This is a genomic window from Ruegeria sp. AF8, from assembly GCF_056541825.1.
In genome coordinates this window covers 47,080-59,685 of the sequence record NZ_JBQFYW010000018.1, presented here as the reverse complement: position 1 = coordinate 59,685, position 12,606 = coordinate 47,080, and the positions used below count along the sequence as shown (strand labels likewise).

11 protein-coding genes are annotated in these 12,606 nt (G+C 60.4%); 8 read left to right on the top strand and 3 right to left on the bottom strand.

What is annotated here, in order from left to right; translation table 11 throughout:
- Positions 1-3: 3 nt before the first annotated feature.
- From ACR0AO_RS20665 to ACR0AO_RS20655, 3 genes are read left to right on the top strand one after another with little or no spacing between them, the layout of a single operon-like run.
- The gene (locus ACR0AO_RS20665) at positions 4-291 is read left to right on the top strand and encodes a sarcosine oxidase subunit delta (RefSeq protein ID WP_480607928.1); all 288 of its coding nucleotides are present in this window, start codon (positions 4-6) and stop codon (positions 289-291) included.
- Positions 288-3,245, top strand: coding sequence for a sarcosine oxidase subunit alpha family protein (locus ACR0AO_RS20660; protein WP_480607925.1), 2,958 nt, complete (start codon positions 288-290; stop codon positions 3,243-3,245). The genes ACR0AO_RS20665 and ACR0AO_RS20660 overlap by 4 nt, the downstream gene beginning before the upstream one ends.
- Positions 3,238-3,798 carry a sarcosine oxidase subunit gamma gene (locus tag ACR0AO_RS20655; protein WP_480607923.1) on the top strand — a complete coding sequence of 187 codons (561 nt, stop codon included), beginning with the start codon at positions 3,238-3,240 and terminating at the stop codon, positions 3,796-3,798. The genes ACR0AO_RS20660 and ACR0AO_RS20655 overlap by 8 nt, the downstream gene beginning before the upstream one ends.
- Before the next feature lie 2 nt (positions 3,799-3,800).
- On the opposite strand, the gene ACR0AO_RS20650 is transcribed toward ACR0AO_RS20655, so the two are convergent.
- On the bottom strand, positions 3,801-4,751 hold the full coding sequence (locus ACR0AO_RS20650) for a GlxA family transcriptional regulator (RefSeq protein WP_480607920.1): 951 nt from the start codon (positions 4,749-4,751) through the stop codon (positions 3,801-3,803).
- 166 nt (positions 4,752-4,917) lie between these two features.
- Here ACR0AO_RS20650 and ACR0AO_RS20645 point away from each other — a divergent pair, with 166 nt between their 5' ends.
- The 5 genes from ACR0AO_RS20645 (at position 4,918) to glnT (ending at position 10,102) form a co-directional block, all read left to right on the top strand.
- Positions 4,918-5,580: a helix-turn-helix domain-containing protein gene (locus ACR0AO_RS20645; protein ID WP_480607917.1), complete on the top strand. Its 663-nt coding sequence runs from the start codon at positions 4,918-4,920 to the stop codon at positions 5,578-5,580.
- Between the two features lie 147 nt (positions 5,581-5,727).
- Positions 5,728-6,657, top strand: a complete 930-nt coding sequence (locus ACR0AO_RS20640; RefSeq protein ID WP_480607914.1) for a class II glutamine amidotransferase — start codon at positions 5,728-5,730, stop codon at positions 6,655-6,657.
- 1 nt (position 6,658) lies between these two features.
- The gene (locus ACR0AO_RS20635; protein WP_480607911.1) at positions 6,659-7,342 is read left to right on the top strand and encodes a protein GlxC; all 684 of its coding nucleotides are present in this window, start codon (positions 6,659-6,661) and stop codon (positions 7,340-7,342) included.
- A 19-nt stretch (positions 7,343-7,361) separates the two neighbouring features.
- Positions 7,362-8,693 (top strand): FMN-binding glutamate synthase family protein, encoded by a 1,332-nt coding sequence (locus ACR0AO_RS20630; protein ID WP_480608001.1) that lies wholly within the window; start codon positions 7,362-7,364, stop codon positions 8,691-8,693.
- Between the two features lie 80 nt (positions 8,694-8,773).
- Positions 8,774-10,102: a type III glutamate--ammonia ligase gene (glnT, locus tag ACR0AO_RS20625; protein WP_480607907.1), complete on the top strand. Its 1,329-nt coding sequence runs from the start codon at positions 8,774-8,776 to the stop codon at positions 10,100-10,102.
- A 201-nt stretch (positions 10,103-10,303) separates the two neighbouring features.
- On the opposite strand, the gene ACR0AO_RS20620 is transcribed toward glnT, so the two are convergent.
- Positions 10,304-11,056 carry a metallophosphoesterase gene (locus ACR0AO_RS20620; RefSeq protein WP_480607904.1) on the bottom strand — a complete coding sequence of 251 codons (753 nt, stop codon included), beginning with the start codon at positions 11,054-11,056 and terminating at the stop codon, positions 10,304-10,306.
- A gap of 154 nt (positions 11,057-11,210) precedes the next feature.
- Complete coding sequence (locus ACR0AO_RS20615; protein WP_480607901.1) at positions 11,211-12,563, bottom strand: aminotransferase class III-fold pyridoxal phosphate-dependent enzyme; 1,353 nt, start codon at positions 12,561-12,563, stop codon at positions 11,211-11,213.
- Positions 12,564-12,606 lie beyond the last annotated feature (43 nt).

The window sequence follows — 12,606 nt, the reverse complement described above, 5'->3', positions numbered from 1 at the left end:
CGCATGATCATCAACCATCCGCTTCTCGGGCCCAGGGACGCGCAGGAATTCACCTATCTCGGGGACGCCTCGCTGATCGACCGGCCCGACTGGCAATCGGAAACGGCGGCCGACGATTTCCACGACTACCTATATCTGCGCAACAACCCCGCCGGGGAACACCGCGAGTTGTGGTTTCACGAAGGGGGCGACCGGTCCTGGCTGGTGGTGACGCGCAACACGCTGACGCATGAAATTCTGAAAGTCGAACTGGCCCGCGACGTGGCAAGGGCACGGGGGCGGAGCAAATGAAACAGGTTAATCGTCTGGCCGGGGGTCTGATCGACCACGACGCAACACTGAATTTTCAGTTCGACGGCAAAAGCTATGTCGGCCATGCCGGGGACACACTGGCCTCGGCGCTGCTGGCCAATGGGATACGCCTTATGGGGCGGTCCTTTAAGTACCATCGCCCTCGCGGTCCCCTGACCGCCGGGTCCGAGGAACCCAATGCGCTGGTCCATCTGCGCAGCGGCGCCCGGCAGGAGCCGAACACCCGCGCCACGGTGGCCGAGCTGTATGAGGGGCTGGTCGCCACCTCGCAGAACGCCTGGCCCTCACTCCGGCATGATGCGCTGGCGATCAACGACCGGCTATCGAACTTCCTGACTGCAGGGTTCTACTACAAGACCTTCATGTGGCCAAAATCGTTCTGGGAAAAGCTGTATGAACCCGCGATCCGACGCGCGGCGGGTCTGGGCAGTATCTCGTTTCAGGATGACCCGGATCTCTATGACAAGGGCTTTTTGCATTGCGACCTGCTGATCATCGGGGCGGGGCCCGCCGGGCTGGCGGCGGCGCTGACCGCTGGACGTGCCGGGGCGCGGGTAATTCTGGCGGATGAGGATCCCCTGATGGGCGGTCGGCTGAATGCCGAATCCGGCCTGCTGGACGATCATGAGGGGGCCGGGTGGGCCGCAGCGATCTGCGCCGAGCTGGCCGCAATGGACAACGTCCGGCTTCTGCCGCGAACCACAGTGATCGGAGCCTTTGACCACGGCATTTTCGGCGCAGTCGAGCGGGTATCCGACCATCTGGCCGTACCGGAGGAAGGCAAGCCGCGCCAGATCCTGTGGCGGATCTATTCCAGACAATCCGTGCTCTGCGCCGGGGCGACTGAACGGCCCATTGCATTCGCCAATAACGACCGCCCCGGCGTGATGCTGGCGGGCGCGGTCCGGGCCTATGCCAACCGCTGGGCGGCAACCCCGGACCGGACGGTGGCGGTGTTCACCAATAACGACGACGGCCACCGCACCGCGGCCGACCTGCTGGCCAAGGGTGTCGGCGTTTCGGCGGTGATCGACGTGCGACCGGATGCACCCGCTGTCGAGGGGGCCGAGCTTTTTGCCGGGGCACAGGTGATCGACACCCGCGGGCGGCTGGGGTTGAACGGCATCCGCATTCGCTTACTGGGTGGTCAGACCCGCGACATCCCCTGCGGTGCGCTTGCGGTGTCGGGCGGCTGGAACCCGAACGTTCACCTGACCTGCCACCAAAGGGGACGCCCCCAATGGAACAAGGCAATCGCCGCCTTTGCACCGGGCAATGATCTGCCCGTGGGCATGTCGGTCGCAGGTGCGGCCCGGGGCGATCTTTCGACCCACGGCGCCTTGCAGGGTGGCGCCGGTGCTGCAGTTCAGGCACTGGCCGATTGCGGTATTGCGGCCAAACCCGCCGATCTGCCCCGTGCCGAGGATGCGCCGGTCAATCTGCGCCCCTTCTGGCACGTGACCGAGGGCAAGGGGCGCGCATGGCTCGACCAGCAGAACGACGTCACCGTCAAGGATGTGAAACTGGCGCATCAGGAGAACTTCCGCGCGGTCGAGCATCTGAAACGCTATACCACGCTGGGCATGGCGACCGATCAGGGCAAGACATCGAATATGGGGGCGTTGGCGGTGATGGCTGAACTGACCGGCAAGTCGATACCCGAAACCGGAACGACGATGTTCCGCCCGCCCTATACGCCGGTTCCGATGGGCACCTTCGCGGGCCGCTCGGTCGGCAAGGAGTTTCACCCGACCCGCGAAACGCCCAGCCACAAATGGGCCGCCGAACAGGGCGCGGTGTTTGTCGAGGTCGGCAATTGGCTGCGCGCGCAATGGTTCCCGCGCCCGGGCGAAACCCATTGGCGTCAGTCGGTGGACCGTGAGGTAATGCAGACGCGCAAATCGGTTGGGGTCTGCGATGTGACCACGCTGGGCAAGATCGACGTGCAGGGCGCAGATGCGGCTGCGTTCCTGAACAGGATCTATGCCAACGGCTTTGCCAAATTGGCCGTAGGCAAGATCCGCTATGGCCTGATGCTGCGCGAGGATGGCGTGGCTTATGACGACGGCACCGCCGCGCGGCTTGCCGAAGACCATTTTGTCGTGACCACGACCACCGCCAACGCGGTTCTGGTCTATCGCAACATGGAATTCGCGCGCCAGTGCCTGTGGCCGGATATGGATGTGCAACTGATCTCGACCACCGAGGCCTGGGCGCAATTCGCGGTCGCCGGTCCCAACAGCCGCAAGCTGCTGCAAAAGATCGTCGATCCCGAATTCGACATCTCGAACCAGGCGTTCCCCTTCATGGCCTGCGGTGAGATCACCGTTTGCGGGGGGCTGCGGGCGCGTCTGTTCCGGATCTCATTTTCGGGCGAGCTGGCCTATGAAATCGCGGTACCGACCCGCTATGGCGACGCACTGATCCGGCGGATTATGTACGAGGGCGCGGAATTCGATGTCGTGCCCTATGGCACCGAGGCGCTTGGCGTCATGCGCATCGAAAAGGGGCACGCGGCGGGCAATGAACTGAACGGCACCACGACCGCCCGGAACCTTGGCATGGAACGGATGGTTTCGAAGAAAAAGGATTGCATCGGCAACACCTTGTCCGAACGCGAGGGCCTGAACACACCCGACGCGCTGATGCAGGTCGGTTTCCGCCCGGTGGACCCCAAGAACCCTGTCACCGCCGGCGCTCATCTGATGAACCGGGACGGCCCTGTCGATGCCCAAAACGATCAGGGTTACATCACCTCGGCGGCCTATTCGCCGGTGCTGGGCCATTCCATCGGCATCGGCTTTCTGAAGAACGGCGCGAACCGCAAGGGCGAGGTCATCCGTGCCGTCAATCCGCTGGAGGGTTCCGAGGTTACCGTCGAAGTCGTCAGCGCCCATTTTGTCGATCCGGAAGGAGAGAAACTCCGTGTCTGATCTTGTACCCATCACTCCGCTTGGCGGCAGCGCCCCGCAGGTCGATCGCATCGGCGCGTTGACGATCACCGAGAACCCAGGCCGGGCGTTGGCCTCGATGACTGCCCGGCTGGGGCACGAGGCCCAGGTGCAATCCACCGCAAACGCCTTTCTGGGTTTGGCGCTGCCCGAGCCGCAGCAGTCGGCGGCAGGCGATGCCTATTTCGCGTTCTGGATCGGCCCGGACAGCTGGATGGTCGATGCGCCCTATGCGGGCAACGAACGCATAGCGCAAGTGATCAAATCCGCCCTTGGCGATGCCGTGTCTGTTGTCGAGCAAACCGACGGCTGGTGCCGGTTTGATGTCGAGGGCGAAACGGTTGCCGACCTGTTCGAACGGCTGTGCCCGGCTGATGTCCGGGCTGCTCAACCGGGATGGGTCACGCGAACAACGATCCATCACCTTGGCTGTTTTCTGATCCGCCAGGACCGGGGCTGGTCCGTACTGGGGCCGCGCTCATCGGCAGGGTCGCTGCACCACGCACTGATCGAAGCAGCCCATTCGGTCGGCTGAGGTCAGACCGAGGGCAGCGGCAGGTTATCCTCGACCCGGAAACTGTTGGCGTTTAGGCGATCCTCGGCTGGACGCACACCGAATTCCTGTTTGTAGTTTCTGACAAAGGCCGACGCGTTGCTGTAGCCGATGGAATAGGCGATCGCGGTAATGGTCTGGTTGGAATACAGCACCAGCTGGCGCGCCGCCCGCAGACGCAGAACCCGGTAATACCGCCCCGGGCTCTGGCCCAGAGCCTCTTTGAATACGCGTTCCAGGTGGCGCGGGGAAACTCCCAGTTCCTGCGCGGCCTCATGCGTTGCCACCGGATGTTCCAGATTCTGCGAAAACAGCTTGATCGCCCTGGCCGCCAGTGGCGGCAAGGAATCCGTCGTCTCTTTGGTTCTGAGCGACGGCATCCTCTGTCGAACGCCCTCGGCGCGCACGACGGGGTGCTGGAACCAGCACGCGACCTCGGTTGCGATTTCGGCCCCGATCACATCGCCGATAAAGCTTAGCATCATGTCAAAGGCTGCCGCAGCACCCGAGGCTGTAAACCGGCTTGGTCCCAGCACGATCACGTCATCGGTGGTGTTCAGACCCGGAAATTCTGTTTTGAATGCAGTTTCGTAACACCAGTGGACCGAACATTTGTGCCCCTCCAGCAACCCCGCGCGGGCCAGATGGAACACACCGCCGCTGAACGCACCCAACGGCGTGCCGTGGCGGGCCAGATTGCGCAGCTTGCCATAGGTCGCACGCGTGTCGGCAGGGGTACCCTTTGGACCGGACAGGATAAACAGGTAGTCCGGAGGGGTCTCGCTGTTCAGTGCATGATCTGGTTGAAACACAACATTGGCGCTGGATTGCACCGCCTCGCCGGTCTCCGACAGCAACTGCCATTGAAAGAGATCTTCTCCGGCAATTTCATTAGCCGCCCGCAAGGGCTCGATAGCCGACGTCAGACATGCCATGGGAAATCCCGGCAATAGCAAAAATCCGAAAGAACTGTGCTTTGAGGTGGTCGCCATTCTCACCGAATACTATAGTGGAATTTCATTTGCGATGAAAATAGTTCACTCAAAGTCAAAAATGGCCGGTCCATGGTCAGGACGAACGGGGTGATGTCGAGGTCGAGGCATGAGTGATCCGAAGAATTCAAAACCCGTGCGCGGCAACACTTCTTTGGCGCAGGATCCGCATCGTGTCCGGGTCGAAAAAGAACGCAACCTCGAAGTTGCGATCGGTAAGGAAGTCAAAGCCCTTCGTCAGAACCAGAAAATCACGGTAAAGGATCTGGCGGACCAGACCGGTCTTTCTCTGGGAATGTTGTCGAAAATCGAAAACGGCGTGACCTCACCGTCGCTGACCACGCTGCAGCTGCTGGCCAGCGGCCTTGGTGTTCCGGTGACGGCCTTTTTCCGCAGGTTCGAGGAAAAGCGCGAGGCGGTGCACACCTCGGCGGGCACCGGACTGGAGATCGAACGCGAAGGCACCCGCGCCGGTCACCAATACAATCTGCTGGGACATCTCGGATCAAACGCAAGCGGCGTGATTACCGAACCCTATCTGATCACGCTCAGCGGAGAATCAGACGTGTTCCCGACCTTTCAGCATGACGGAATCGAGTTCATATATCTACTTCAGGGGCAGTTGAAATATCGCCACGGCTCCCGGTTGTACCACCTTTTGCCCGGTGACACCCTGTTTTTTGACGCAGATGCCCCACACGGACCGGAAGAACTGATCGAGTTGCCGATCCGGTTCCTGTCGGTAATTTCCTATAAAAACTCAGTAAGTTAAGCCCCGCCCACGCGTATCGCGCTGCCCGGCTGGTCAATGATCGTTGACTGGAGCCCGATGAAACTCGCCACCATCTTTCACAGTGGTTGAATAATATTCCTAACAGTGATACTGATTTCTCGAAACTCAATCGAGGAGAGTCGCTCTATGTGTGGAATTGTCGGACTATTCCTTAAAGATCAGTCACTTGCGCCTAAACTGGGCAATATGCTGACAGATATGCTTATCACCATGACGGACCGCGGCCCGGACAGTGCCGGAATAGCGATCTATGGCGAAGCCACGACGGATAAGACAAAGCTGACGGTGCAGTCCGCGAGCCCCGATCAGGACTTTGCCGGGCTGGCAGACGAACTGGGCACACATCTGGGCGTAACCGTGACCCAGGCTATCAATGACACGCACAGCGTTCTGGAAATTCCGGCAAGGCAGTTCGAGGCCGCGCGCGCCGCGCTGACCGAGATCCGACCTTCGGTACGGATCATGAGCCGGGGCGAAAACCTGGAAATCTACAAGGAGGTGGGCCTGCCCAAGGATGTGGCTGCGCGTTTCAATCTGAGCGGCATGAGCGGTACGCACGGGATCGGACATACCCGCATGGCGACCGAATCCGCCGTGACGACGATGGGTGCGCATCCGTTCAACACCGGTCCCGATCAATGCCTGGTGCATAACGGCTCGCTGTCGAACCACAACTCGCTTCGCCGCAAACTGCGCCGCGAGGGGGTGACCATCCAGACCGAGAACGATACCGAGGTCGGGGCCGCCTATCTGACCTGGAAGATGATGAACGGCGCGACGCTGGGCGAGGCATTGCAATCCAGCCTGGATGATCTGGACGGGTTCTTTACCTTTGTGGTCGGCACCAAGGACGGGTTTGGCGTGGTCCGCGACCCGATCGCCTGCAAACCGGCCGTGATGGCGGAAACCGATCAATATGTGGCGTTCGGCAGTGAATACCGGGCGCTGGTAAACCTGCCCGGGATCGACGAGGCCCGCGTTTGGGAACCCGAACCGGCCACTGTCTATTTCTGGTCCCACAACGACAGTCCGACAACGCAAGAGAAGGCCGCCTGACATGCAGACCTATGATCTTGAAGCAAATGGCCTGCGCGGGCTGAACACGTCCCTGCAGGCACAAAGCAGCGAGACCAACCAGACCAATTGGGAAATCGTGAACCCGAAAGGGAGTCACGCGATTGCGGTCGGACTGGACGCGCCGATCGAGGTGACGGTCAAGGGCTCGACCGGATACTACTGCGCCGGTATGAACCAGCAGGCGACCGTGAAGGTCGAAGGCTCTGTCGGCCCCGGTGTGGCGGAAAACATGATGTCCGGCCAGGTGATAGTCGAGGGCGACGCCAGCCAATATGCGGGCGCCACCGGCCACGGCGGACTGCTGGTCATCAAGGGCAACGCCTCATCGCGCTGCGGTATTTCGATGAAGGGCATCGACATTGTGGTGCATGGCAACATCGGACACATGTCGGCCTTCATGGCGCAGGCGGGCAATCTGGTGGTCTGCGGTGACGCAGGCGACGCGCTGGGGGATTCCCTGTACGAGGCACGGCTGTTCGTGCGTGGTTCGGTCAAGAGCCTGGGCGCGGACTGCATCGAAAAAGACATGCGTCCCGAACATATCGAGATCCTGAAGGATCTGCTGGAACGCGCGGGCAGCGATGCAAAACCGGAAGAGTTCAAACGCTACGGTTCGGCCCGCAAGCTGTACAACTTCGACGTCGACAACGCGCAGGCGTATTAAGGAGAGGGATATGAAAGATATGGACAATTCAGGCATTCCACGCACCGTCCCGATCCAGTCGGCGACGTTCTCGAACCCGATTAATGCCGAAATCCGACGCGCCGCGGCCACTGGTATCTATGACATCCGCGGTGGCGGTGCCAAGCGCCGGGTGCCGCATTTCGACGACCTTCTGTTTCTGGGTGCGTCGATCTCGCGCTATCCGCTGGAAGGCTATCGCGAGAAATGCGACACCAAGGTGACCCTGGGCACCCGCTTTGCCAAGAAACCGATCGAACTCGACATTCCGATAACTATCGCGGGGATGAGTTTCGGCGCATTGTCTGGCCCCGCGAAAGAGGCGCTGGGGCGCGGCGCGTCGGCGGCCGGCACCTCGACCACCACCGGCGACGGCGGCATGACGCCCGAAGAGCGCGGCCATTCGACCAAGCTGGTCTATCAGTATCTGCCGTCGCGCTATGGCATGAACCCCAATGATCTGCGCAAGGCGGACGCCATCGAGGTTGTGGTTGGCCAGGGCGCCAAGCCCGGTGGCGGCGGCATGCTCCTGGGTCAGAAGATCTCTGACCGGGTGGCCGACATGCGGACCCTGCCCAAGGGCATCGACCAGCGCTCGGCCTGCCGTCATCCCGACTGGACCGGGCCGGACGATCTGGAAATCAAGATTCTGGAACTGCGCGAGATTACCGGCTGGCAGGTGCCGATTTATGTCAAGGTTGGCGCGACGCGGCCCTATTACGACACCGCGCTGGCGGTCAAGGCCGGGGCTGACGTGGTGGTGATGGACGGCATGCAGGGCGGCACGGCGGCAACGCAGGACGTGTTCATCGAACATGTCGGGCTGCCAACCCTGTCCTGTATCCGACCAGCCGTGCAGGCACTGCAGGATCTGGGCGTGCATCGCGAGGTGCAACTGGTGATTTCGGGCGGCATCCGTACCGGGGCCGACGTGGCAAAGGCGCTGGCGCTTGGTGCCGATGCGGTTTCGATTGGAACGGCGGCGATGGTTGCCATTGGCGACAATGATCCGAAATGGGAAGAAGAATATCAGAAACTGGGTTCGACCACTGGTGCCTATGACGACTGGCACGAAGGGCAGGACCCTGCGGGCATCACCACCCAGACGCCGGAGTTGTCTGCGCGGCTCGATCCGGTGGATGCGGGGCGGCGGCTGCGCAACTACCTCAAGGTGATGACGCTTGAGGCCCAGACCATCGCCCGCGCCTGTGGCCACAATCACCTGCACAATCTCGAACCCGAAGACCTGTGCGCCCTGACGATTGAGGCGGCGGCGATGGCGCAGGTGCCGCTGGCGGGAACAAGTTGGTATCCGGGCAAGGCCGGATTTTGAAATCATGTCGCGCGACCCTCGGTTGAGGGTCGCGTTTTTCGTTCTGAAACCAATAATCAGCAGGGAAAGGAAAGCGCACCATGACGACAGATCTGGCAGCTTTCGCAAAAGAAAATGGCGTCAAGTATTTCATGATCTCGTTCACCGATCTGTTCGGTGGACAACGGGCCAAGCTGGTTCCCGCGCAGGCCATTGCGGAAATGCAGGAGGACGGCGCGGGATTTGCCGGGTTCGCCACGTGGCTGGACATGACCCCTGCGCATCCCGACATGCTGGCGGTACCCGACCCGTCTTCGGTGATTCAATTGCCCTGGAAACCCGAAGTGGCCTGGGTCGCCGGTAACTGCGTGATGGAGGGGCAGGATGTGGCCCAGGCTCCGCGCAACGTGCTGCGCCGGCTGATCGATGAGGCGGCCGAAATGGGGCTGCACGTCAAGACCGGCATCGAGGCCGAGTTCTTTCTGCTGAGCCCGGATGGCGAACGGATCAGTGATCCGTTCGATACCGCCGAGAAACCCTGCTATGACCAGCAGGCAGTGATGCGCCGCTATGACGTGGTGCGCGAAATCTGCGACTATATGCTGGAACTGGGCTGGGGACCCTATCAGAACGACCACGAGGACGCCAACGGCCAGTTCGAAATGAACTGGGAATTCGACGACGTACTCAGGACCGCCGACAAGCACAGCTTCTTCAAGTTCATGACCAAATCGGTGGCCGAAAAGCACGGGCTACGCGCCACTTTCATGCCGAAACCCGTCGAAGGGCTGACCGGCAATGGCTGCCACGCGCATATTTCGGTCTGGGATGCGCCGGGTGTGGACGCTAAAACCAATGTCTTCGCGGGCAAGGGCGATGGTCCGACCGGTGAAGTGGGCCTGGGAGAGCAGGGCAAGTATTTCCTTGGCGGAATCATGAAACACGCCAGCGCGCTGGCGGCGATCACCAATCCGACAGTCAATTCCTACAAACGGATCAATGCCCCGCGAACCATGTCCGGCGCGACCTGGGCTCCGAACACTGTGACATGGACCGGCAACAACCGCACCCACATGGTGCGCGTCCCCGGGCCGGGCCGGTTTGAACTGCGCCTGCCCGACGGCGCCACCAACCCGTATTTGCTGCAGGCCGTGATCATTGCGGCGGGTCTGTCCGGTATTCGCACGCAAGCCGATCCGGGTCCGCGCTATGACATCGACATGTATGCCGAGGGCCACACCGTCACCGACGCACCGAAACTGCCACTGAACATGCTGGACGGTCTGCGCGAATACGACAAGGATAGCGAACTCAAGGCCATGATGGGCGACGAGTTTTCCAAAGCATTCCTGAAGATGAAACATCAGGAATGGAATTCCTTCGTGTCTCATTTCTCGCGTTGGGAGAAAGAGCATACATTGGATATCTAAAGCACTTCGCGAAGTGCTTTGGTGCCGGGAGAAGCTCGGGTCAGCTGCAAAGGCAGATTTCGTGCCACCGATTGTAAAGCCACGAATGGCGAGGGGACCTCGGAGAGGTCCTCTTGGCACATGCAACTGGTTTGGTGGCGAAAATCTTGGAAGAGATGGGTTTCTCCAAACTCAGATAAACAACAAAACTTTTGATCTACGCTAATCGGTAGACGCCAATATGGGCGTGGGTTCCAATCGGACCCGGCCCTGAATTGTCAATTTCCAGCAGGTTCGTCCCTCGAACACGGCAGCCGTTATCGCGCGCCCTTCGCCGGCGCCTGAATCAAGATTTACCCGGTTACCTCTGTGTTCCGCCGTTTGTGCCGGTGTATGGCCATGCACCACCAACCATGGATGTTCGCTTGTGTCGTTCAGAAACTCGTCGCGAATCCAGATTAGGTCATCTCTGTTCTGATCTTCCCAGCGCACCCCGGGCCGGATGCCGGCGTGAACAAACAGCAATTCGCCCTGTTGGTGAAAATATGGGCAGCTACCCAGAAATTCGACGTGGCTTGACGGGACGGCGGCGCGAGCGCGCTGATGCACTTGAAAGAGCCGATCTTTTTCGGTCACTTCCACCCCGTAGGACCGAAGCGTTTCAACTCCGCCGATCCTTTGATGCAGCCAATGATATCCAACCAGAAATTGAGAGTCATGGCGCGGATACTCCTCCATGAACATCGCGAACATGCGGTCGTGGTTGCCCAGCAGGCAAATCCAGTTTCGGCCCTCGGCAAGCCCCTTGATCAGCAGGTCAAGCACTTCGCAACTGTGATCACCCCGGTCTACATAATCCCCCAAGAATACGATCCGGGCATCAGCTCCGCCATCTTTCTCTATTCGGGACAGCGCCGTTTCAAGCTGCCCGAGCTGTCCGTGTATATCGCCAATTGCATAGACTGGATTGGTCATACGGGTTCCTTCTGTGCCAGCCAATATTTGATCCTGACCTTTTCAAGCTACGTTGATCCCGTCATAAACAATGCCATCCTCGCGGGCTTTCAGAATGCTGCGGGGAATGACCAAATGTTCCTGAATGGCCGGAGAAAATCAAAAAAGGCAACTCCTATAGCGTTGCCAGACCGGTATCGAGCGCCGACAAGATCTTGACCACGTCATCCGAAGTGATGACCAACGGGGGCGACAGGATGATGTTGTTGCCCGACACACGAACCATCACACCGTCTTCATAGGTGGCCTTCTGCACCTGCAGCGGAAGATGTCTGGCGATGGGCGCCTTCGTTTCGCGGTCCGAGACCAGCTCCAGCGCGCACATCAGGCCCTCGCCACCGCGCACGTCACCGATGGCGTCATATTTGCTTTCCAGCTTTTTCAGACCGGCAAACAGCTCATCACCCCGGATGGCTGCATTTTCCCAGACGCGCAGCCGGTTGATTTCCGACAGAGCGGCCAATGCCGCCGCCGAACCAACCGGATGCCCGGAATAGGTATAGCCCTGGTCGACCGACGCCTTGCCGGTGGTGTCACTTTCGAACACTTCGGCCACCGCGCCGGAAATCATCGCTGCACCAAAGGGGAAATAGCCGTTGGTGATGGCCTTGGCGATGGTCATGATGTCGGGCTGCACGCCCCAATGCCGCGCGCCACTTTCGCTGCCCGTGCGGCCGAATGCGGTGATGATCTCGTCCGAAATCAACAGAACTCCGTGTTTCGAACACACCTCGCGCACCATGGGCATAAAGCTCTTGTGGGGTGGGATTACCCCCCCGGCCCCCAGAACCGGTTCCATGATAAAGGCGGCAACGGTGTTGGCGCCCTGAAAGGCGATCTCGGCCTCCAGCGCTTTGACACAGAGCTGGGCCAGACGTTCGGGGTCGGTCTCATCGAACGGGTTGCGATAGGTCCAGGGGGCGGGCACGTGGAAACACCCCGGCATCAAAGGTTCGTAAGCGGCACGGAACTTCTGGTTTCCGTTGACCGAGGCGGCGGCGAAATGTGTGCCGTGATAGCCCTGTTTCAGGCTGATGAACTTGGTGCGGTCGGCCTCGCCGCGAACCTTGTGGTGCTGGCGCGCCAGTTTCAGCGCGATTTCAACCGAGTCCGATCCACCCGAGGTAAAGAAGGCGCGGGTTAGCCCATCGGGTTCGAAAAACTGCGCCAACTCATAGGACAGTTCGATCACCTTGTCGTTGCTGGTGCCCCGGAAGGTCGAGTAGTAGGGCAGGGCGCTCAATTGATCTGCAATTGCCTGCTTCACCGGCTCGCAGGAATAGCCCAGATTGACGTTCCACAACCCGCCGACGGCGTCGATGGCCTTGTGGCCGTCCACGTCGATAATGCTGACTCCTTCGCCACCGGTCAGAATGGTCGGCGGATTGTTCCGGCTGTCGACCGGGTGTGCCATCGGATGCCAGAAATGGCGGGCGTTGTTTTCCTTCAGGAAGTTGGAGTCTTTCATGTCGGGGTCTCCAGGGTTTGCCTGTTGAATTCAATTTGATCGA